Source organism: Paracoccus seriniphilus (assembly GCF_028553745.1).
GTDB classification, from domain to species: domain Bacteria; phylum Pseudomonadota; class Alphaproteobacteria; order Rhodobacterales; family Rhodobacteraceae; genus Paracoccus; species Paracoccus seriniphilus.
The window spans coordinates 704,369-727,167 of record NZ_CP067129.1 but is presented as its reverse complement, the minus strand read 5'-3'; the positions used below and the strand labels follow the sequence as shown (position 1 = coordinate 727,167).

Below are 22,799 nucleotides of genomic sequence, written 5' to 3'. Positions count from 1 at the left end.
TTGCCCAGACAGCCAGCATCGCGCTATGCAGAGAAGATTTTACCGGAGGGACAGGAATTTGACGACAGAGGCGGTGTTCCTGGCACAGGGGATCGGCAAGTCCTATCCCGGCGTTCGCGCCAATGACGATGTATCCTTTCAGATCTCGCGCGGCGAGATCCACGCCCTGCTGGGCGAAAACGGCGCGGGCAAATCGACCCTGGTCAAGATGATCTATGGCCTCGTGCGCCCAGATGACGGCCACATGATGCTTTCCGGACAGCCCCATGCGCCATCGGACCCGCGCGCCGCCCGCGGTGCCGGTGTGGCCATGGTGTTTCAGCATTTCAGCCTGTTCGATGCGCTGACCGTCGCCGAGAACATTGCCCTGGGCATGGAGAATCCGCCGGCTCGGCGTGAACTGGCCGCGCGCATTTCCAGTGTCAGCCATGAATTCGGCCTGCCCCTGAACCCCGGACGGCGCGTCGCATCGCTGTCTGCGGGGGAACGGCAACGGGTCGAGATCATCCGCTGTCTGTTGCAGGACCCGCGTCTGCTGATCATGGATGAGCCGACAAGCGTCCTGACCCCGCAAGAGGCCGAATTGCTGTTTGCCACCCTGCGCAAGCTGGCGGCACAGGGCACGGCGATCCTCTATATCAGCCACAAGCTGGAAGAGATCCGCAGCCATTGCGACCGCGCCACCATCCTGCGCCACGGCAAGGTCGTGGACAGCTGCAACCCGCGCGACCATTCCGCCAGCGAACTGGCCGCGATGATGGTGGGCGGCGAAATGCGCCGGATCGACCGCAGCGGACGTCAGGCCGGAGAGATCCTGCTGGAGGTCGAGGATCTGTCCCTGCCCGCTCCCGATGCCGAAAGCACGGCGCTGAAATCCCTGTCGCTGACCCTGCGCGCCGGAGAGATCCTCGGCATCGGCGGGGTCGCCGGGAACGGACAGGAGGAATTGCTGTCCGCCCTCTCGGGCGAAAGGCGCAGCCCCCATGGCGCAATCCGGCTGGAAGGCCGGGATCTGGGCCATCTGGGCCCGCAGGCGCGACGCGCGGCGGGGCTGCTGGCCGCGCCGGAGGATCGCCTGGGACATGCCGCCGTGCCCGATTTCAGCCTGACCGAAAACACATTGCTGACCGCCGCAACGCGCAGGAAGCTGGTGCATGGCGGATTGATCGACAAATCTGCCGCGCGCGATTACGCCAAGCAGGTCATTGCGGAATTCGATGTCCGCACCCCCGGTCCGGGCACGGCAGCGCGTGCCCTGTCCGGCGGAAATCTGCAGAAATTCGTCATCGGGCGCGAGGTGATGCAGGCCCCTAGCGTGCTGATCGTCAACCAGCCGACATGGGGTGTTGATGCCGGCGCGGCGGCATCGGTGCGTCAGGCCCTGCTGGATCTGGCGCGGGATGGTGCGGGCGTGATCGTCATTTCCCAGGATCTGGACGAATTGCTGGAACTGTCAGACCGTTTCTGCGCCCTCAATGAGGGCAAGCTCTCACCACCCGTCCCCACCGAAGGACTCTCGCTTGAACAGATCGGCCTGATGTTGGGCGGCGCACATGGAATGGAGGTCGCCCAGATATGATCCGTCTGGTTCCCCGCACAGAAACCTCGACCATGTGGCAGGTGGCAACACCGCTGCTTGCCGTTCTGGCCACGATGATTACCGGCGGGCTGCTGTTTGCCGTCATGGGCTATGACCCGGTGGCCGCGATCCGCACGATCTTCTGGGATCCGCTTTTCGGCATGGCCTCCAGCTATTCCCGCCCGCAATTGCTGGTCAAGGCGGCCCCGCTGATCCTGATCGCATCCGGACTGGCCATCGGCTTTCGCGCAGGCATCTGGAATATCGGTGCCGAGGGGCAATATATCATCGGCGGCATCACCGGTGCCGCCGTCGCCCTGGCCGCCTATCCCTCCGAGGGCATGTGGATCTTTCCGGCCATGGTGCTCGCCGGGGCGCTTGGCGGCTGGGCCTGGGGAATGATCCCCGCCCTGCTGCGCAACTGGTTCGGCTCATCCGAGATCCTCGTGTCGCTGATGCTGGTCTATGTGGCGGAAAAGATCGCCGCCTGGATGGCATTCGGCCCGATGAAGAACCCCGAAGGCTTCGGCTTTCCCGGATCGCGCAACCTGCAGCAATATCCCCCCGCCTCGAACCCTGAACTGATCGCCGGAACCGGCGCGCATTGGGGCGTTGTCGCGGCGGCGATCGCCATTCTTCTGACATGGGGATTGATGAACCGCCACATCCGCGGTTTTCACATCCGCGCCGCAGGGTTGGCCCCGCGCGCGGCACGTTTTGCCGGCGTCAAACCCGAAACGCTGGTCGCCTTCTGCCTTGGTCTGTCGGGCGCATTGGCGGGCATGGCCGGACTGTTCGAGGTCGCCGGACCTGCGGGACAGATCACCGACAGCTTCGGATCGGGCTATGGCTTTACCGCCATCATCGTCGCCTTTCTGGGTCGCCTGCATCCCGTCGGCATCCTGCTGGCAGGCTTGCTGCTGGCGCTGACCTATATTGGCGGTGAACTGGCGCAGCTGACATTGCAGCTGCCTGCCGCGACCGTTCAGGTCTTTCAGGGCATGTTGCTGTTCTTCCTGCTGGGTTTCGACCTGCTGACCCGGTTCCGCATTGCCCGGAGGATCGCCGCATGATCGACCCGCTTTCCGTCTTTCTGCTGCTGCTTGCCGCTGCCACGCCAATCCTTTTCGCAGCCCTTGGCGAATTGGTCGCCGAACGCGCCGGAGTGCTGAATCTGGGGGTCGAGGGCATGATGATCACCGGTGCTCTGGCCGGGTTTGCCGCCGCCTATGCCACCGGCAGCCCGATGATCGGATTTCTGGTTGCGGCGCTGGCAGGCGCGACGATTTCGCTGATCTTCGCGCTGCTGACCCAAGTGCTTCTGGCCAACCAGGTGGCCTCGGGGCTGGCGCTGACCCTGTTCGGGCTGGGACTGGCGGCACTGTTTGGCAAACCTCTGGAGGGGATCAAGGCCCCCGCGATGACGCCCGGCCCGCTGGGGATCAACTGGATCGTCTGGCTGGGGCTGCTGATGGTGCCGCTGGTCTGGTGGTTCCTGAATCGCACCCGCCCCGGGCTGATCCTGCGCGGCGTCGGGGAAAACCATGATGCCGCCCATGCGCTCGGCTATTCGGTGCGCGGTGTTCGCGTCGCGGCGATTGCCTTTGGCGGGGCGATGGCCGGGGTTGGCGGTGCCTTCATTTCCATCGCCACGGTTCTGCAATGGACCGAGGGCATGACCGCCGGTGCCGGCTGGATCGCGCTGGCAATCGTGGTCTTCTCGAACTGGACGGCGCTTGGCGTGCTGGCGGGGGCCTGGCTGTTCGGCGGCGTCACCGTGCTGCAACTGCGGTTGCAGGCGGCAGGCGTGTCGGTTCCGGTGCAATTATTGTCCATGGCACCCTATCTTGCCACGATCATTGTTCTGGTGATGATTTCGGCGCGCCAGAAACTCAGCCGCAGCGCGGGCAAGGCCTCGCCCGGATCGCTCGGTCAGAATTTTCACGCGCTGCGCTAGGCGCAGCCAAACAGGAGAGCATCTCATGAATCGCAGAAAACTATTGGCCAGCGCGGCAGCCCTGTCGGCCATCGGACTGGCCGCTCCCGCCTTTGCACAGGACGAACCGCTGAAGGTCGGCTTCATCTATGTCGGACCCGTCGGTGATGGCGGCTGGACCTATCAGCACGACCTGGCCCGTCAGGCGATCGAGGCCGAATATGGCGACAAGATCGAAACCACCTATATCGAAAGCGTCCCCGAAGGGGCCGATGCCGAACGCGCGCTGACCCAACTGGCACTGGCGGGCAACAAGCTGATCTTTGCCACCAGCTTTGGCTTCATGGATGCGGTGATGAATGTCGCCGCCAAGTTCCCCGACGTGAAATTCGAACATGCCACCGGCTACAAGCGGGCCGAGAATGTCTCGACCTATGATGCGCGCTTCTACGAAGGCCGAGCCGTGATGGGCACCATCGCCGGACGCATGACCAAATCGAACAAGATCGGCTATATCGGATCCTTCCCGATCCCCGAGGTGATCCAAGGCATTAACTCCAGCTTCATCCATGCCCGCAAGGTCAACCCGGATGTCGAGATGAAGATCGTCTGGGCCTACAGCTGGTTCGATCCCGCCAAAGAGGCCGACGCAGCCTCGGCCCTGCTGGCCGAAGGCGTCGATGTGATCCTGCAGCACACCGATTCGACCGCCCCCTTGGCCAAGGCCCAGGAAGCCGGCGCCATCGGCTTTGGCCAGGCCAGCGACATGTCGAATTTCGCGCCCAGCCCGCGCGTTTCGGCCATTATCGACAATTGGGCCCCCTATTACATCGACCGGGTCGGCAAGGTGCTGGATGGCACCTGGACTTCCGAAAGGACCTGGGCCGGAATCGCCGGCGGAGAAGTCGAGATCGGCGAAATCACCGAGGCGGTTCCCGCCGAGGTCAAGGAAGAGGCGCTGGCCCTGAAGGACATGATCGCCTCGGGCGAATACCATCCTTTCACCGGCCCGCTGAACAAGGCCGATGGCACCCCCTGGCTGGCCGAGGGTCAGGTGGCCAGCGACGAGGAACTGTCGGGCATGAACTTCTATGTCGAAGGCATCGACGCCGAGATCCCGCAGTAAGCCTGACACACCGGGCCGTCACTGCAGACGATGGATCCCCGCCATGCGCTGGCGGGGATTTTTCATGGGATCAGCCCATCCGCTCGGACATGTAGCTTCCCGGAGAGGCGGGAAAGACCACCGTCTTGGAACCGTTCAGGAACACCCGCCCGTGAATATGAGCATGAACCGCGCGCGACAGAACCTGCGATTCCACGTCGCGCCCAAGGGACACATAGTCGCCCGGCGATTGCGCATGGGTCACACGCACGGTGTCCTGTTCGATGATCGGGCCTTCGTCCAGATCGGCGGTCACGTAGTGGCTTGTCGCACCGATCAGCTTCACACCGCGCTCATAGGCCTGTTTGTAGGGATTGGCGCCCTTGAAGCTGGGCAGGAAGGAATGGTGGATATTGATGATCCGGCCCGACATCTTCTGGCACATCTGGTCAGAGAGAACCTGCATGTAGCGCGCCAGAACAATCAGTTCGGCCCCGGTTTCCTCGACCAGGGCCATCTGCTGGGCCTCGACCTCGGGTTTGTTCTGGGGGGTGACACGCATCATGTGGAAGGGGATGTCATGGTTCACGACGACCTTCTGGTAATCATGGTGGTTGGACACGACCCCGACGATATCAATCGGCAGCGCACCAATCCGCCAGCGATACAGCAGATCGTTCAGGCAATGCCCGAATCGCGACACCATGATCAGAACCTTCTTCTTCACGGCGTCGTCACCGATTTCATACTCCATGCCGAATTTCTTCGCGATCGGCTCGAATGCCGCGCGCAGGGTTTCGACAGTCGCACCACCCTCGGAGCGAAAGCTCATCCGCATGAAGAAGCGTCCGGTTTCCGAATCGTCAAACTGGGCGCTGTCGGTAATGTTGCAATCCTGCGCCGCAAGAAGTCCGGAGATGGCGGCCACGATGCCGCGGGCCGTCCCGCAGGTGACGCGCAAGGTATAGCTGTTCATCTGATGACGTCGTCCTTTTCATGCTGAATGCGGTCGTATCGACCTGCCGCATTCAGCATTTCGTCAGGTTTTTCGCGTCCCGACCATCGCGATTCCGACATCACGCGGTATCAGCGCGACAATTCCGCCCCGCGGATCAGGCGGCCGGCATGCGCATCTCGACCATCTGGGCATACCAGCTTGAACCGGCCGGGATCGCATCATCGTTGAAATTGTACGCCGGGTGGTGGACCATGGCCGAATCTCCGTTGCCCAGAAAGATATAGGCGCCCGGGCGTTCGTTCAGCATATAGCTGAAATCCTCACCGGCCATCATCGGCTGCATGCTCATATCGACATCTCCGGAGATCTGGCGGGCCACTTCGGCGGCCCATTCCGTCGCCTGGTCGTCATTCACGGTCACCGGGTAGCCACGATGGTAATCCACCTCGGCCACGGCCCCCATGGCGGCGGCGACATTGGTCGCGACACGCCGGATGCCCTCTTCCAACTGACTGCGCACTCCGGCATCCAGGCTGCGAGCCGTGCCCTTCAGCTTGACGACCTGCGGAATCACGTTATGCGCCGTCGAATCCGTGGACACGACACAGACCGATATGACCGCATTCTGCAAAGGATCGATATTGCGTGCCACGACCGATTGCAGGGCAACGATGATCTGCGCCGCCGTCAGGGTCGTGTCAACGCAATCATGCGGCTTGGCGGCATGGCCGCCCTTGCCGGTCACGGTGATGTCGAATTCATCGGCAGCCGCCATCATCGCGCCCGGCTTGATCGCGAACTGCCCGACCGGCACCCCCGGCATGTTGTGCATGCCGTAGAATTCCTGAATCCCCCAGCGTTCGACCAGCCCGTCCTTGACCATGGCATCGCCACCGGCGCCGCCCTCTTCTGCGGGCTGGAAGATCATGACCGCCGTGCCGTCGAAATTGCGGGTTTCGGCCAGGTATTTGGCCGCGCCCAGCAGCATCGCCGTATGCCCGTCGTGACCGCAGGCATGCATCACGCCCGGCGTCTTCGAGGCATAGTCGACGCCGGTCTGTTCATGGATGGGCAGCGCGTCCATATCCGCGCGCAGGCCGATGACCCGCTTGCTGCTGTCAGTCTTGCCCCTGATCACGCCGACCACGCCTGTCCGGCCGATGCCTTCGGTCACTTCATCGCAACCGAATTCGCGCAGCATCTCGGCGACCTTGCCGGCGGTGCGATGCACCTCATACAGCAACTCGGGGTTCTCGTGAAAGTCACGGCGCCATGCGGTGATTTCTGGCAGAAGTTCGGCAAAACGGTTCTTGACGGGCATGATGATCTCCTTTGCGCGCCAGACTATGTCATTGTGCAGACCGTGCAAGAGCGCAGACACCCCGCAGGGGCGGCTCAGTCATGGGTAACCGGGTCGATCAGGACCCGATGTCCTGGCGCGACCTCTTGATAGACGGACGGCCCCGGCTCGAACCCGGCTGGATGGATCGGCGAGGGAATCGGCCGGAACTGCAGATCCTCGCTGATCTTCTTTTGACGAGGGTCGGCCACCGGGACCGCTGCCATCAACTGTCTGGTATAGCTGTGCCGGGGGTTCTCGAACACCTGACTGCGGCTGCCCATTTCGACGATCCGGCCCAGATACATGACCCCGACATAATGGCTGACACGTTCGACCACGGCCATGTCATGGCTGATGAACAGCATGGAGATTCCCAGATCCTGCTGCAATTCCATCAGCAGGTTCAACACCTGCGCCTGCACCGAGACATCCAGCGCAGAAACGGCCTCATCCGCCACGATCAGCTTGGGGTTCAGCGCAAGGGCACGGGCGATGGCAATGCGCTGGCGCTGACCACCCGACATTTCATGGGGATAGCGCCGCATGAAGGCGCGCGGCAGCTCGACCCGGTCAAACAGCTGCGCGATCCGGTCCTCGCGCTCTTGCCGGTTGCCGATGCCGTAATTCTGCATCGGCTCGGCCACCTGATCATACAGTTTCATATGCGGATCCAGGCTGGCGAAGGGATCCTGAAAGATCATCTGCATGTCCCGCCGCGCCTTGCGCAACCCCGATTGCGACAGCGCCAGAACATCGGTATCCCCCAGAATGACCGAGCCTGAATTCGGTTCGACCAAGCGCAGAAGCGACCGCCCGCAGGTTGATTTGCCACAGCCCGATTCACCGACCAGCGACATGGTTTCCCCGGAATTGATGGTGAAGCTGACATCTTCGACCGCATGAACCTGCGCCACCGTGCGCCGCAACAGCCCGCCCTTGACGGCAAAGCGTGTTGTCAGGTTCTTCACCGTCAGCAATGGCTTGGGGTCGGCAACCACGATCGGTTCGGGTTCCCCGACCGATCCGTCGCGCATCACGCGCATGCGTTCGGGCGCGGGTTTGCCGGTCATCTCGCCCAGACGCGGCACGGCGGCCAGCAGCATCCTGGTGTAGTCCTGCTGCGGAGCCTCGAATATCTGTTCGACCGTACCTTCCTCGACCTTGTCGCCGCGATACATGACCACCACCCGGTCGGCCATCTGCGCAACCACGGCCATGTCATGGGTGATGAACATCACCGCAATCTGTTTTTCCCGCTTCAGCCGGTCGATCAGGGCCAGGATTTCAGCCTGAATTGTCACATCCAGCGCGGTTGTCGGCTCGTCACAGATCAACAGGCGCGGCTCGCAGCACATGGCGATGGCAATGACCACACGCTGGCGCATCCCGCCGGACAATTCATGCGGATATTGATCCAGCCGCCGCTCCGGTTCGGGAATGCGCACCTGTTTCAGGATTTCCAGCGCGCGGGCGCGGGCCTCTTTCTTGTCCAGCCCGCGATGGGCGATCAGCCCTTCGGTCAGCTGATCACCGATGGTAAAGACCGGGTTCAGCGCGGTCATCGGTTCCTGAAAGATCATCCCGATCCGGTTGCCGCGAATGTCGCGCATCGCGGGGGTGGATTGCTGCGCAAGGTCAATTGCCTTTCCGTCACCGGGATCGAACATCAGTCGGCCCCGGGTGATCGTGCCGCCGCCGAATTCGACCAGCCGCATCAGCGACAGCGAACTGACCGATTTTCCCGATCCCGATTCCCCGACCACGCAGACGCATTCGCCGGGCTTGATGTCAAAGCTGATATCCTTGACGCCGACAACCACGCCGTCATTGGTCTGGAACTCGACCCGGAGTTGCTCGATCGAAACAAGCGGTTTGTCATCCAGCATCCGGCATCCCCATGATCTGACCCTTTGCAAAGGCTAGCGGTGGCGTCCTGAAAGTCAAAGAGATTACCACCTGCGCCCTGACAGGCGATAAGTCTTGCTTTTGAAAGGGGCATCGTTTGAACTGATCCTGTTCCGCAGGGATGGCCGCACCAGAACAATCACCCGAAGAATACGGGGAACCCGATGAACAAGAAAAACCTGACAACGGTTCGTCATCGCGTGTCGCGCAACCCTCGGCCTTGCAATCGCCAACAGGAGAACAACATGAAACTGAGGACCTTGCTTTTGGGGGCTGCGGCTTCGATGGCACTGGCACCCGCCGCCATGGCCGAACGCGGCAGCGACGGAGAGCTGAAAATCATCTATTGGCAGGCCCCCTCCACGATGAATCCCTATCTGTCTTCGGGCACCAAGGATGTCGAGGCCTCGAGCCTGGTCCTGGAAGGGCTGGCCGGCTTCAACGAAAAGGGCGAGGTCATCCCGCGACTGGCGGCCGAAATCCCCAGCCTTGAGAATGGCGGCATCAGCGAGGATCTGAAAACCGTCACCTGGAAGATCAAGGAGGGCGTCACCTGGTCGGACGGCACGCCGGTGACCTCGGCCGATGCCAAGTTCACCGCAGAATATTGCCTGCATCCCGAAGGCGGTTGTGCGCAGGCCGCCCGCTACGAGGGCATCGCATCCATAGACACGCCCGACGAACGGACCGTGGTGATCAATTTCACCGAACCGCGCCCCAACCCCTTTACGGCCTTTACCGGCGCGACCTCGCCGCTGCTGCAAAAGGCCCAGTTCGAAAACTGCCTTGGGGCCGCGGCCTCGACCTGCACCGAACAGAATTTCAATCCCATCGGCACCGGCGCCTTCCGGGTCGTGGAATTCAAGACCAATGACGTGGTCACGCTGGAAGCCAACCCCGAATATCGCGAAGCGGACAAACCGGCCTTTGCCACCGTCACGCTGAAAGGTGGCGGCGATGCGGCATCGGCAGCGCGTGCGGTACTGGAAACGGGCGAATTCGATTATGCCTGGAACCTGCAACTGGCTCCCGATGTTCTGGCCGGAATGGAAGCCGCCGGACAGGGCAAATTGGTCACCGGTTTCGGCACGCTGGTCGAACGGATCGAGATGAACATGACCGATCCCTCGCCCGATCTGCCCGAGGGCGAACGTTCGACGACCAAACACCCCCATCCGATCCTGTCCGACGAAAGGGTGCGCCGCGCCCTGTCGATGGCCATCGATCGCGAATTGCTGACCGAGATCGGCTATGGTCAGGCCGGCCGCGCGACCTGCAACCTGGTGCCCGCACCCGAGTTGTTCGCCTCGGACAACACCGATTGCCTGACACAGGATGTCGAAGGCGCCAAGGCCCTGCTTGAGGAAGCCGGCTGGGTCATGGGCAGCGATGGCGTGCGCGAAAAGGACGGCAAGAAACTGTCACTGCTGTTCCAGACCAGCGTCAATGCCGTGCGTCAGGATTTTCAGGCGCTGATCAAGCAGTGGTGGTCGGAAATCGGTGTTGAAACCGAACTGAAGACCGTCGACGGATCGGTATTCTTCGGTGGCGACGCCGGATCCCCCGACACCTTCCAGAAATTCTATGCCGATGTCGAAATGTATGCCAACAACTTCGATGGCACCGACCCCGAGCCCTATCTGGCGCAATATACCTGCGAAAAGATCCCCGGCCCGGACAACCAGTGGCAGGGCGAAAACGTCAACCGCTTCTGCGACGAAGCCTATGATGAAAAGGTCGTCGAACTGGGCAGGACCGGCGATATCGAGGAACGTGCAAAACTGGCACGCGCCATGAATGACATGCTGACCAAGGACAGCATGGTCGTCGTGCCGCTGGTGGATCGCGGCCGCGTTTCGGCCCATTCCAATTCCCTGGGCGGCGTGGTCCTGAACACCTGGGACAGCGAAATCTGGAACGCGGCGGACTGGTATCGTATCGCCGAATAGGCTGAACCCGGCTCTGGCCTCTCGGATGACGGGCCAGAGCCATGACATTCAAGAACAAGGGACGGATAATGAATCGGATTGTTGCCTCTGTGCTGGCCCTGATGGTCGCCAGCCCTGCCATTGCCGAACGCGGAACCGATGGCGAGTTGCGCGCCCTGTATTGGCAGGCCGCAATGGTGCTGAACCCGTATCTGTCCACAAGCGCGAAAGATGTCGAACCAGCCGGCCTGGCCGTCGAGCCGCTGGCCATCGTCGAGGATGACGGCACGATGACCCCGCGGCTGGCGCAGGAAATTCCCAGCATCGAGAATGGCGGCATCGCCGAAGACTATCGTTCGGTCACATGGAAGCTGAAACCCGGCCTGTTGTGGTCCGACGGGACGCCCGTCACCGCCGAGGATGTGAAATTCACCGCGGATTACTGCATGGCACCCGGCTTTGGCTGCGCGGTGCTGGACGAGTTCGAGAACATCAGTTCGGTCGAGGTGATTGACGAAACCACCCTGCGCATCAATTTCGACCAGCCGAAATATGTTCCGCTGCAGGCCTTCGTCGGCCAGCGCACGCCGGTTCTGCAAAAGGCCCAGTTCGAACCATGCCTTGGCGCGGCAGGTGCCAGTTGCACCGAACAGAATTTCGGCCCGATCGGCACCGGCCCCTTCAAGGTCACCAACTTCCTGCCCGGTGATGTCGTGCAGTTCGACATCAACCCTCATTACCGCGAGGCTGACAAGCCGGCGTTTTCCTCGGTCACGATCAAGGGTGGCGGCAATGCCATGGCGGCGGCGCGCGCGGTTCTGGAAACGGGCGAGTTTGACTTTGCATGGAATCTGCAGCTTGCCCCCGATGTCGTGGCCGCGATGGTCGAAGGCAGCAATGGATCATTGACCGCAGCCTTTGGATCAATGGTCGAACGGATCGAGCTGAACCAGACCGACCCCGGCTTTGGCCTGCCGCCCGAGGAACGTTCGACCACCGCCCATCCCCATCCCTTCCTGACCGATCCGGCGGTGCGCAAGGCGCTGTCCATGGCGATCGACCGCCCCTTGCTGGCCGAGCTGACCTATGGGCCGGCGGGCAAGGCGACCTGCAGCATCGTGCCCACACCGCCAGCTTTCGCGCCGCTTGATCCCGAGGCCTGCTTTGCCCAGGACATCGCCGGAGCCAATGAGGTTCTGGATCAGGCCGGATGGCTGCCCGGCGCCAATGGCATCCGGGAAAAGGACGGTATCGCGCTGTCTCTGGTGTTCCAGACAAGCGTCAATTCCGTGCGTCAGGACGTGCAGGCGCTGATCAAGCAGTGGTGGTCGGAAATCGGCGTCCAGACCGAATTGAAAACCGTCGAGGGGTCGGTCTTTTTCGGGGGTGATCAGGAAAACCCGGACTCGCTGCAGAAATTCCATGCCGATGCGCAGATGTATACCGATGCCTTCTATTCGCCAGATCCGGCATCCTTCCTGAACAAGTTTGTCTGCGCGAACATCCCCTCGCCCGAGAACCAATGGCAGGGCAAGAACCCGACGCGCTTCTGCGATCCGGCCTATGATGATGGCATCGCGCAGTTGCACCGGACCGCCGATCTGCAAGAGCGTCAGGATCTGGCGCGGGAACTGGAGGCGATGCTGACCCACGACGGACATTACATGCTGCCGCTGATCCATCGCGGGATGGTCTCGGCCCATGTCAATTCTCTGGCCGGAATCAGCCCCAACGGCTGGGAAGGTCAGCTTTGGAATATCGCCGACTGGTATCGCACCGAATGAGATCACGCCAAGAGCCGAGGGCCGCATGCTGAACTTCACGATACGTCGATTGCTTCTGGCGGTGCCGACGCTGCTGTTCATCTCATTGGTGATCTTTCTCTTGCTCGAGGCATCACCGGGCGATCCGCTTGGCGACGTGCCGCTGACAGTTCCCCCCGAGGTCAAAGAGAAGATGCGTGAGGCCCTTGGCCTGGGGCAGGCCTGGTATATTCGCTATGTGCTGTGGCTGAAGCAGTTCTTCTGGGTCGAACCGCTCTACTGGTGGGATCAGGCCTTCGGGACCGATTTCAGCCAGGGTGCGCAGCGGGTCATCAGTTTTCAGTCCCGCAGCCCGGTATTCGATGTGATCGCGCAGCGTGTTCCCCAGACTCTGACGGTCGTCGGCATGTCCTATCTGGTCGGGATCCTGATCGCGATCCCGATCGGCATCCTGTCTGCCTACAGGCAATACAGCTGGTTCGACCAGCTGGGCACCTTCATCTCGATGATCGGCTTCTCGATGCCGACCTTCTTTACCGGCGTCGTTCTGATCATCATCTTCGGGGTCAAGCTGCAATGGTTCCCTTCGGTCTATGACACCACGCTTGAAGTGACTGACTGGGACAGCTTCCTGGCCCAGATGCGCCAGATGGTCATGCCGGTCACGGTTCTGGCGCTGTATAACGCCGCGCAGATCAGCCGCTTCATGCGGGCCTCGATGCTGGACAACCTGGGACAGGACTATGTGCGCACCGCGCGGGCCAAGGGGCTGGGCGAACGCACCGTCGTTCTGAAGCATGTGCTGCGAAACAGCCTGATCCCGGTTGTCACCGTCATCGCGCTGGGGCTGCCGACCGTCTTTGGCGGGGCGATCATCACCGAACAGGTCTTCAAGGTGAACGGGCTGGGGCAGTTGCTGATCAGTGCGATCCACGCCAATGATCTTCCCATGGTGCTGACGCTGACCTTCATCTTTGCGATCCTGATCGTCACCTTCACTCTGATCGCAGATATTCTCTATGGCGTTCTGGACCCGAGGATCCGCTATGATTGATTCCGAAAAGCAGCGCCGTCTGGATACTGCCGAACTGATCGACGAAACCGCTGCAGGGGCGGCGGCAACCTCGGCCCTGCCCCCTGACGATCCACAGCATGCCGGGCAAACCCGCAGCCAGTGGCGCGATGTCTGGCGCCAGTTCCGCAGCCATCGCGGCGCCATGATCGCGCTGGTTCTGTTCATCGGCGTGCTGCTGTTCGTCTCGCTTGGGCCCTATGTCTGGACCATCGATCCGACCTATGTCGATATCAGGGCGCGCAATTCGGGCTTTGTTGCTGCCCATCCGCTTGGCACCGATCAACTGGGGCGCGACATGCTGGCCCGGTTGATGGCCGGCGGGCGGGTGTCGATTGCCGTCGGTCTGACCGCCATGATCATCGCCATCACGCTTGGCGGCTTTATCGGTGTGATGTCGGGCTATTTCAAACGGCTCGACGCGCCATTGATGCGGCTGACCGAGTTGTTTCTTGCCCTGCCCCTGCTGCCCTTGCTGCTGCTGATGGTGACGCTGTTTCGCGAGCCCCTGTCCAAGGCATTCGGCCCGGCGATGGGCATTTTCATCCTGATCGTGACCGCCATTGGCGCGACAAGCTGGATGCAGGCCGCGCGGATTGTCCGTGGCGATGTCCTGGGCCTGAAAGAGCGCGAATTCATCCTGGCCGCGCGCTCGATCGGGACGCCACCGCGACGGATGATCCTGCGACATGTGCTGCCCAATGTGCTGTCGCCGATCATGGTCGCTGCCACTCTGGGCATTGCCACCGCGATCATCACCGAAAGCGCGCTCAGCTTTCTGGGGCTGGGCTTTCCGCCAGATTTCCCGACCTGGGGGCGATTGCTCTTTGATGCCGTGGACCAGATGGTTCTTTATCCCAGCCGCGTGATCCTGCCCGGCGTGTTCATTTCCCTGACGGTTCTCTGCGTGAATTATATCGGGGACGGGCTGCGCGATGCCATGGATCCCCGGATCAGGGGGCGCTGACCCCCTGACAACCGCTTTGGCTATTTGCGCGGCTTGCCCTTGAAGCTGTCCAGCCAGCGCCTGAACCTGCCCTGTGCGCTGGCAGTGCTGGTCGAGATATGGTCGCGTGCGGCATCGGCACCATCTTCGACCCGGTCCCAAGCCTGATCGACCTGATCCACCACCGGATCAATGGTGCGTTCGCGGAACTGTGCCCACATCCGCCAGAACAGCGCCAGAAACACCAGCAGCACAAGGCAGATGACCATCGCGCCCCAGTTGCGGGGCCGCTCATCCGGGCCGGCAAGCGTGTCGATCGAAATCGCATTGGGATAGGCGGTCAGCCAAGGGATACGCCAGCCATAGGAGGTAATGCTGACCCATTGCGGATCCGCCGATGTCGAACGCAGATTGGTTGCCTCGGCATGCAGATTGGCGCTGTCATATTTGAAATAGGGCGGCCAGATCCAGCCGGTATCCTCATTGCGATAGACATAGACCTTGCCATTGGGCCGCACGGTTTCGAAGAAACGCACATCCCGCTGTCCCGAGGCATTCTCGACCGTGCCGGTGTCCTCGGCGGCATAGAACATGGCATTGGACGAGGTGATCGAGGTCAGCCGGTTGTAGGTATTGGTGATCCGGACAGTGTTCTTCGAAGGCAGGCTATAGTCCAGGAACATGAACACCACGATCCCCAGCAACACCCCGAGAACAACCTTGACGTAATGGAACATATGCGGCGGCTCCTACTGCCAGTTCACCCAATAGACGATCCCCATGATCGCCATTGTCGGAAGGATGAAGACCAGCCACAGCAGCCGGGACTTCAATGTGCGGTCGAATCCGACCATCGACTTGCGCAGGAATTCATCCCGCGCTGCGCTGTCGCCCGCCTTGTCGGGATGGCGTTCATCCCAGATTTCTTCAAGACGCTCACGGCGCAGGGATCGTATATAGATCCGCAGCAGCAGATAGAACATCGCTTCCAGCAGAAACACCAATACGATCAGGCGGAACAGCGCTATCAATCGTTCCCTCCGGATGCACGACCCCATGGTCCGGCCGGCCGGACCAGCGCGGCCTCGGCCAGCTTAACACGGGCCGGACCCCATGGGCCAGAGCGTGCCGGTGCACTCCCGGTCTCGCTCATGTCCGGCTCGGCGCCGAACAGCGCCTCGCGCGTGCCCTGTTTGTCCATCGCGTATTCCCGCGCCAGAATGCCCACCACATAGTCCCGCTGGCTGTCCGGCCAGCCTTGATACAATTTATAGAACAGCGGTTTATGAGTGATGAACAGCTGCCGGACATCGCGGGGGGCCAGTTCGGACAACAACCTGTTGATCAGGTCGCGCAATGGGCCCGAAGTGGCGCGCAAGGCATAGAAATAGGCCGGGTCGCCGCTGTCGATCACCGGCCAGTCACCGCCGCTTTCGGCATAGCGATGCAGCGCGGACAGCCCGGATATCTCGTCAGGCAGGTCCGGCCCCATCCGGGCCGCCGCTCGGCGCAGTTCGCTGCGACTGCCACTGCCTGTCTCAATGCCCAGGCCTATCGCGGCATCAGCCAGAATGAAGTCGATCTTCTGACGCAGGATCGCCGCCGCATCCGCACCGTTTGCATTGATGATCGGTTCGGCCAGAGCGTTGCGGGCAAGCCAGGCCGCGACCTGATGCCTGTCATCCAGCGAAAGCGTCAGAAAGCCCGAGACTTCGACCTGTTGCTTCGCCTCTGCAAAGATCATCGCCGGTTGCTGGCATGAGCGGATGACATAGACGCCGCCGAAATCCGCCGTCCAGAAATCGGGCATGGCGAATTGGGTATGGGCCAGCCGCACCGGATTGCGCAGCACATCTCCGGATTTTCGGGCCTGTTCGATCATCCGGGCGATCAGCACATCGTCCCACCAGGCATCGGGTCGGCTGCGGAAGCGGTCGATCATTTCGCCCAGCCGCTCGGCTTCGGCGACATGGTTGCCGGTCGTATCGGCCTCGATGCTCAGATGGCGCAATGTCGCCAGATCGGCGGGGGTCTCAAGTGACCAGACCCGGTCGTCGATCTGGCCGATCACGGCATCCCGCGCCGTCAGGCTGAACAGCTGGCTTTCATTTTCGGTGATGAACCGGCGCAGAACATCGCGCAGCACCGACAGTTCGGAATTCAGCAAGGGCGCGGTTTTCTGTTCCGTCGTCAGCAGGATGAACTGTCGTTCCCCGCCCCTGGGAGACAGATAGTCCATGTCGCCCAACTCATCCCCGACCTCGGGTGAAAAGCCGCTGATGTCGATGTGAAATTCGCCTAGCGCGGTTTCCCGTCCGGTCAGCCTGGCCAAGGCCCGGTTATACAATCCCAGCCATGCCGGTGAATCCACCCGGATCAGATTGCCAAACATCAGGCCTTTTTCGATCAGCCGTCTCACCTTGCAACAGCCTTGTTGCGCCGGGCGGTCATGGGGGGCGTTTTCATCCTCCGCCCTCGAATCTGCGACGGGCCTCGGCCATGCGCTCCATGCTCCGCACCGCCTCCTGAATGGCCCTTTCATCGGCATTCTCGGCATAGCGCCATTCGCTGTCGGCGTAGCGGTTGATTTCCTGCACGACCATCTCGGGCGTGACCGGTTTGCGCAGCGCCTCGATCATCTGGAGTTTGCGCTCATAGGGTTGATGCAGGAAAGGCTCGGGCGTTTCGAACCATTCGTCGGGCATGTCAAAATCCATGGCCCGTGCCTTGACCGCATCGGTGATATTCTTGACCGCACGGCCTGTGAAACGAGGCTCGGCACGGGCGATGGCATGCAGATAGCTGCCCAGATCGGCCATATTGTCCAGCGGGCCGAATTCACGGCTGACCCTGTCAAAGACCCGCGCCAGACCTTCCTCGGCGGGGCGCGAATGGCGGGAATATTCGGCCGCCACCGCCCGCTGCATGGCCTGCGCGCGCATCAGGTCGTGATCGCCGATCGGGATATCATGCCGTGGCCCCATCAACAGGCCCAGAATATCGATGTAATCATCGCGGCTCTTTGGACCATCGATCAGAAAGCGGGCCGAGGCACGCTGGCGCAGGGCATCGTCGATATTCTCGGCATGGTTGGAAAACATCCCGAAGGTGGCATTGCCGCGCACCACTGTCGAGGCACCGGCAAAAGCCTCCATCAGAACGGCGGTGATCTCTTGCTGACCCGAGGAAGACTGTCGGTCGCCACGTCTCCCCGCGATCTGGTCGATATCGTCGATGCTGCCAAAGGCGATGACCTTGGGGTCAATGATCGCATTGACGAAAGCCCGCGCATTCTGGCCAGACTTGCCCTGATAGCTGTCGATACTGTCCACCGACAGATTGCGATAGCGGAAGGGATAGCCCGCCATCAGGCAATAATCATTGATCAGCCCGGCCATCATCTGGATCAGCGTCGTCTTGCCGGTGCCGGGCCGACCGTCGCCCAGAAAGGTAAAGACGAATCCGCCCAGCTCGACAAAGGGGTTCATCATCCGGTCGAAATCATAGGCGACCAGCATCCGCGCCAGGCGGATGGCCTGGTGCTTGGCAATGGCGTTGCCGACGACCTCTTCGGGTTTCTTGAAGCTCATCGCCACCGGGCCGCCATGTGCCCGCGTAGGCGGCGCGAAACCGGCAATGGGAAAATCATCCTCGGCCACCCGCCAGGCGGCACCGGTAAAGGCACCCACGCGCGGCGCGGTTTCGCCCCGCGCAGCAACGGTCGAAGACAGCGCCTCGGCCCATGCCAGCGCCGTGGCGAGCAGGCTTTGGTCATCATGCGCGTGACGCGACAGGTTCTGGTCCAGTTCCCACAGCGCGCCCTGCAGGGCGGTTTGCGGGTTGTCGGTCAGCACCTCGTCCGAGGTTACACCCTCGACGTTATAGGTGCCCTCATGTTCGGCCAGAAGAAACGCCGTGGCATTGGCCAGAACCGACAGCGCGGCAAGCGATTCGACAGCCAGAAGCTCGGCAAATTCGCGATGCCGAGCGGCGGGCAACCGGGTTTCCAGATTGATCCGCTTCAGCTCGCCCCCACCCGAACGGGCGGCGACATCCTCGGCGACGGCCATGGCTATCGCGACGGCACGGCGCAGAACCCGCGCCAGGGTCGCCGCTGCAGGGGTCAGCAATTCATCCCCACCGGCATTCTCGATCCGCTCGAGCAGATTGACACCATCCGCCCGCCCCGTCCCTCGCCCCAGCAGGCCCGGCGTGGTCGGTCGAAAGCGCGAGGGCGCGGCAATACCCGCTGACAGATCGGCCTGCGCTTCAACCACCGAGTGCCCCAGACGCGGCGCATGTTCAAAGCCGGTCAGCAGCGACAGCGCCTGCGGGTAAAAGCGCCTGATCTCTTCCTCGGGCAGTTCCATTTCGTTGCGGGCGTCCATCCCAACCTCTTTACATCACAAAACACGACAAATGACCGCACCCGAAGCCGGTGAGGCGATCCCTTCGTGCCGGGGCCTTCCGGCAAGATGGATCAGAACATGATTGGATCGCCATGACAATTTCGCTGTTCCCTTCAGCGATAGGATGCGACGCGCCCGTCCGGAGCGGGAACATATTTGCGCATGTCGCGAAATCCGGTCGGGTCCAGCGTTGCCAGCGCCTGATAGGGCCGCTGCGGCAGGATCAGCGCGCGCGTGACCGAACCGGCTCCCTGGCCGACGGCCAAAGGGTCCAACTGGAACAGCTGGCGTTCGACCACGCCGAAAAAGCCCTTGGGTTCGACAATCGCCTTTTCCGACTGCAGATCCTCGACAGTCATGGCCATGGCCCAATCCTCGCCCTCGCCTGCATAGGCGTTTTTCAGGACCTCACGGATTGGCCCCTGCTGCACGGTGAAACGCTGCGAATAGATCGGGCCCAGCACGATCCGCCGCAACCGCATGGGGTGAAGGTTGTCGAAATCGCTGTCAAAGCCTCGCGCGATGGTCAGCAACTGCAGCGATGTCACGGATTGCGCCAGAAGATAGGCACGCAGTTCGGGCCAGCGCCGCGCATCCTCGATCAAGGGACGGCGCCCGCTGTCATCCACATCCATCAGATACAGCACCGGCACGTTCAACTGGCTGTCATAGACCGCCCAATGAAGCAACCAGCGCCGACGTTCGCCCTCTGCGCCCGACAGCCAATAGCCCTGGGGGTGCATTTGCGGCCAGAACAACCCACCCCCCGCCAAGGCCTGATAATAGAGCCGCTGCGACATTGCATATTGCAGCCGGGTCGGCACCGTCAGATCCCCGACGATCTGACGGATCATGTCATCCTTGATTGCCTCGGGCGTGGGGGTGCGCGACAGCTCCTCGTCGGCCTGCGCCGCATCGGCGGCGGTCTGGGCGATTTCTGACCAGACCGGAAAACCCGATTCGTGAATGTCGATGGTCACGTGACGCCGCAGCGGCCCGTCAATACGACCGGCCACCAGATATTTCATCGCAAGCGCCCTGATGCTGGTCGACAGCGCCTGCAGATAGCCGTTCATGACCGCCGTCTCGATTGTCGTGAACAACCCGTCGCGCTGCATTTCCGTCAGGGCCGCAGGCAGGACATCCGCGATCTGCCCGACCTGTTCGAAAAAGGCACGGGCCGTCGGCTCATCTTCCAACGCGTGGTGATCGGCGTCCAGATTTCCGGTTTCGGCCACGGGTCAGCCACCATACAGATTGCTGTCGTGTTTCTTGACGATCTCGCCAAAGCGGCGGGCAAATCGCTCGTCCGCCCTGGCCTTTTCCTCCAGAACCTTGCGGGCGAACACCATATGATCGCCATGAGCTTCCAGCATATCGGCCATCCGGTCGTTCGTCGCGGTGCCGATGGCCGCCATGGCCGCCTGCGCCTCTTGGTCCGTCTTGACGCCGATCTCGTTGATACGATGGGCGACATCCTGCTGCTGCGCGGTTTTCAGCGACTTTGTAAGCGCATCATACAGCACGACCCGCTGCCGCGTGTCGGTCTGCAGCTTGTTGATCAGCACCATCTGCGTCGCTGCCTGATTTTGCAGACTGTCCACCCAGGTCTTGCCCGCCTCGATATAGCGTTCCAGCGTCTGCGAGCGTGCCAGCGTCACCTGTTCTTCCTGAACCAGCGCATTGTGATCCTTGTTGGCATTGGCAAGCTGTGTCTCCAGCCGGGTGCGTTCGGTCGCATCGGTGGTGCTGGCCAGCTTGTTTTCCAGCCGGATCAGATCCGGATCCATGTCCCTGATCCGTTCGCGCAACGATTCCAGCGTCGCGACAGTCTCTTCGCGTTCGCTCAGCGTCCGTGTCAGGTTCTCTTCGACCCTCTGCTTCTGCTCGTTCAGCAAGTCCAGTTGCCCTTGCAGCAGCCGCGTGATGGTATCGGATTTCGAGATCAGATCCTGCAGCTTGTCGTCGATGCTGGCCGAACGCAGGCGCTCCTGCCGCATCGATTCAGATTTCCCGCGAGCAAAGATGCCGACGAATTTCTCCCAGCCGGTCTTGTTGCGCAATTCGTCGAAATCACGGCTGAATCCGGCGGTCACATCGTCAAGCCCCATGATCAGTTCGGCGATATTGGCATTCATCGCCTCGTTATGGGCATGCACGTCTTCAAGCGTGGCATTGGCCACATCCACCGGCAATGAGGCCGCATCGGCCCTGGCCGACACGCTGTCCAGTCGGGCAGTCATTTCCGCAATCTTGCCCTGTGTCAGCGACACCTGCTTGCGGCTGGCGTCGATCTGTTGTTCCAGCGATGCCATCACGGCCCCTCCATCCTGTGTTCCGATTGATGTTAGGCCGCCCACCCCATGACGCAAGGGGCAGCGCGACCGATCAGCCGGAAGTCGCCTTGCCGCGATGACGCACAAGGCAACGCAGATCGCCGCGGCAGCCCCGCCGAGGGAAGTTTCATCCCTCATCCGCGCGCAGGCTGGCCATAGAGGCCATTGCACGGCCCGCGCCCGGAAGGCGCGGGCGTTTTGAGAGCAGCCTAGTTTTCAGGCTTGGCCGGGGTGCTGGGGGCGCTGGCTGCAGGCGTTTCCGCCGTCGATTTGCTCGCAACGGGCGCGCTGGCGGGTGCAGAGGTTTCCGCTGGCTTTGATGTCGCGGTCGTCGCGGACTTGCGTCGGCTGCGGGTTGCGGGCTTTGCGGCTTGCTCGGCCTGAGATGAGGTCGCCGTGCTGGCCGGTTTGCGCCGGGTCCGGGTCGCCGCAACTCCGGCTTCAGGCTTTGCCGCAGCCTTGGGCGCCGGTGCGGGCGCGGTTGCCTTGGCGGCAGAGCCAGCCTTCGCCTTGGCGGTGGCAGGCTTGCGCGCTGCGGTTGCGGGCTTGGCATTTGCGGCCTTGGTCGTGGCGGCTTTGCTGGTCGCAGCCTTGGTGGTCGCGGGTTTTGCTGTTGTGGCCTTGGGGGCGGCGGCGTCCTGGGGCTCGGCGGCGACCTTGGCCGTCGTTGTCTTGCGGCGCGACCTTGTAGCGGCTGGCTTGCGGGTTGCCGGTTTCGGCGCGGGCTTGACGGCAGGTGGCGTCACGACGGCAGCGCTGCCTTCACAGATCCAGTCCGAGGCGGCATCCAGCGCCTCATCGGGGAAGACCGCGACTTCACTGGGCATCAGGGGGGCGAACATCTTGATCGAACGCGTGATCCAGCCAATGTCGCTGACAATCGCGATCCGTTCGAAACTGCGCCAGTTGGTCAGGCCAAGGCGGGCGTCATCCCACATGGCCCCCACCGAATACTTGTCGAAATCATGACCCAGCTGCATCAGCAGACGCACCTTGCCATGCGCCTTGGCCTTCTTGCGCACCAGAGGGATCAGCCGGTCTTCATAGTCACGCGAGGTCACCTCGCCGACGGCACGGATGGCGATCACATTGTCAGGATAACCGTCCAGCAGCAGATAGCCTTCGGGCTCATGCTCTGCCGCGCCGGCCCAGGAGATGGCCTCGGCTTCATTGCGCTGATCAAAGTGACGCACGCGGGCACGCACGAAGATATCGGCCAGATTGGGAAGGAAGGCCAATCCCTTGCTGTCGGTGACAATCGCCACGCGCGGCAGAACCACGCCATGTTCGCGCACCACCTCGAAATGGGCGCGCATCGCGGACAGGCCCTGCCAATGGGGCAATGCGTTCAGATGGATGACCAGTCCCGGCATCCGGTCCCGTTCATTGATGTAGCTGTCAATAGCCTCACCCAGCGCCTCGAATTCAGAAGCAGGGATAAGTCCTTCGGGCCGGGCGGTGATGATATTCCTGTCGGAGTCTACATGGATATTCAGCATTCGCTTTCCTCTGTTTCCGGC

Annotated in this window: 18 protein-coding genes; 8 read left to right on the top strand and 10 right to left on the bottom strand. The window is 61.9% G+C overall.

Features of this window, described 5'->3' with window-relative positions:
- Nucleotides 1-58: 58 nt before the first annotated feature.
- Genes JHW44_RS03565 through JHW44_RS03550 form a run of 4 tightly spaced genes read left to right on the top strand, consistent with a single transcriptional unit; the run spans nucleotide 59 to nucleotide 4,641 of the window.
- Nucleotides 59-1,579: an ABC transporter ATP-binding protein gene (locus JHW44_RS03565; protein ID WP_245847426.1), complete on the top strand. Its 1,521-nt coding sequence runs from the start codon at nucleotides 59-61 to the stop codon at nucleotides 1,577-1,579.
- Nucleotides 1,576-2,652, top strand: coding sequence for an ABC transporter permease (locus tag JHW44_RS03560; RefSeq protein WP_089345882.1), 1,077 nt, complete (start codon nucleotides 1,576-1,578; stop codon nucleotides 2,650-2,652). Before JHW44_RS03565 ends, JHW44_RS03560 begins: the two co-directional genes overlap by 4 nt.
- Entirely contained in the window at nucleotides 2,649-3,536 is an 888-nt protein-coding gene (locus tag JHW44_RS03555; RefSeq protein ID WP_089345881.1) for an ABC transporter permease, read from the top strand. Before JHW44_RS03560 ends, JHW44_RS03555 begins: the two co-directional genes overlap by 4 nt.
- 25 nt (nucleotides 3,537-3,561) lie before the next feature.
- A complete protein-coding gene (locus JHW44_RS03550) occupies nucleotides 3,562-4,641 on the top strand; it encodes a BMP family ABC transporter substrate-binding protein (protein WP_089345880.1) in 1,080 nt (359 codons plus the stop codon).
- Between the two features lie 70 nt (nucleotides 4,642-4,711).
- On the opposite strand, the gene purU is transcribed toward JHW44_RS03550, so the two are convergent.
- The 3 genes from purU to JHW44_RS03535 all read right to left on the bottom strand — a co-directional run bounded on the left by purU (nucleotide 4,712) and on the right by JHW44_RS03535 (nucleotide 8,806).
- Nucleotides 4,712-5,596 (bottom strand): formyltetrahydrofolate deformylase, encoded by an 885-nt coding sequence (purU, locus tag JHW44_RS03545; protein WP_089345879.1) that lies wholly within the window; start codon nucleotides 5,594-5,596, stop codon nucleotides 4,712-4,714.
- A 136-nt stretch (nucleotides 5,597-5,732) separates the two neighbouring features.
- The gene (locus JHW44_RS03540; protein WP_089345878.1) at nucleotides 5,733-6,899 is read right to left on the bottom strand and encodes a M20 aminoacylase family protein; all 1,167 of its coding nucleotides are present in this window, start codon (nucleotides 6,897-6,899) and stop codon (nucleotides 5,733-5,735) included.
- 74 nt (nucleotides 6,900-6,973) lie between these two features.
- Nucleotides 6,974-8,806: an ABC transporter ATP-binding protein gene (locus JHW44_RS03535; RefSeq protein ID WP_089345877.1), complete on the bottom strand. Its 1,833-nt coding sequence runs from the start codon at nucleotides 8,804-8,806 to the stop codon at nucleotides 6,974-6,976.
- Nucleotides 8,807-9,070: 264 nt separating this feature from the next.
- On the opposite strand from JHW44_RS03535, the gene JHW44_RS03530 reads away from it, so the two are divergent.
- The 4 genes from JHW44_RS03530 (at nucleotide 9,071) to JHW44_RS03515 (ending at nucleotide 14,555) form a co-directional block, all read left to right on the top strand.
- Nucleotides 9,071-10,774 (top strand): peptide ABC transporter substrate-binding protein, encoded by a 1,704-nt coding sequence (locus JHW44_RS03530; RefSeq protein ID WP_089345876.1) that lies wholly within the window; start codon nucleotides 9,071-9,073, stop codon nucleotides 10,772-10,774.
- Between the two features lie 68 nt (nucleotides 10,775-10,842).
- A complete protein-coding gene (locus JHW44_RS03525) occupies nucleotides 10,843-12,537 on the top strand; it encodes a peptide ABC transporter substrate-binding protein (RefSeq protein WP_089345904.1) in 1,695 nt (564 codons plus the stop codon).
- A 25-nt stretch (nucleotides 12,538-12,562) separates the two neighbouring features.
- Nucleotides 12,563-13,570, top strand: coding sequence for an ABC transporter permease (locus tag JHW44_RS03520; RefSeq protein WP_089345875.1), 1,008 nt, complete (start codon nucleotides 12,563-12,565; stop codon nucleotides 13,568-13,570).
- Nucleotides 13,563-14,555, top strand: a complete 993-nt coding sequence (locus JHW44_RS03515) for an ABC transporter permease (RefSeq protein WP_089345874.1) — start codon at nucleotides 13,563-13,565, stop codon at nucleotides 14,553-14,555. Before JHW44_RS03520 ends, JHW44_RS03515 begins: the two co-directional genes overlap by 8 nt.
- A 20-nt stretch (nucleotides 14,556-14,575) precedes the next feature.
- On the opposite strand, the gene JHW44_RS03510 is transcribed toward JHW44_RS03515, so the two are convergent.
- The 7 genes from JHW44_RS03510 to JHW44_RS03480 form a co-directional block, all read right to left on the bottom strand.
- Nucleotides 14,576-15,271, bottom strand: coding sequence for a DUF1523 family protein (locus JHW44_RS03510; RefSeq protein WP_089345873.1), 696 nt, complete (start codon nucleotides 15,269-15,271; stop codon nucleotides 14,576-14,578).
- Between the two features lie 12 nt (nucleotides 15,272-15,283).
- Entirely contained in the window at nucleotides 15,284-15,565 is a 282-nt protein-coding gene (locus tag JHW44_RS03505) for a hypothetical protein (protein WP_089345872.1), read from the bottom strand.
- Nucleotides 15,562-16,953: a DUF6638 family protein gene (locus JHW44_RS03500; protein WP_089345871.1), complete on the bottom strand. Its 1,392-nt coding sequence runs from the start codon at nucleotides 16,951-16,953 to the stop codon at nucleotides 15,562-15,564. The genes JHW44_RS03505 and JHW44_RS03500 overlap by 4 nt, the downstream gene beginning before the upstream one ends.
- A gap of 43 nt (nucleotides 16,954-16,996) precedes the next feature.
- Entirely contained in the window at nucleotides 16,997-18,922 is a 1,926-nt protein-coding gene (locus tag JHW44_RS03495) for an AAA family ATPase (RefSeq protein WP_089345870.1), read from the bottom strand.
- A 134-nt stretch (nucleotides 18,923-19,056) separates the two neighbouring features.
- Nucleotides 19,057-20,181 (bottom strand): hypothetical protein, encoded by a 1,125-nt coding sequence (locus JHW44_RS03490; protein ID WP_089345869.1) that lies wholly within the window; start codon nucleotides 20,179-20,181, stop codon nucleotides 19,057-19,059.
- A gap of 3 nt (nucleotides 20,182-20,184) precedes the next feature.
- A complete protein-coding gene (locus tag JHW44_RS03485; RefSeq protein WP_089345868.1) occupies nucleotides 20,185-21,258 on the bottom strand; it encodes a hypothetical protein in 1,074 nt (357 codons plus the stop codon).
- A 230-nt stretch (nucleotides 21,259-21,488) separates the two neighbouring features.
- Nucleotides 21,489-22,778, bottom strand: a complete 1,290-nt coding sequence (locus JHW44_RS03480) for a SpoIIAA family protein (RefSeq protein ID WP_179217795.1) — start codon at nucleotides 22,776-22,778, stop codon at nucleotides 21,489-21,491.
- Between the last annotated feature and the right edge of the window lie 21 nt (nucleotides 22,779-22,799).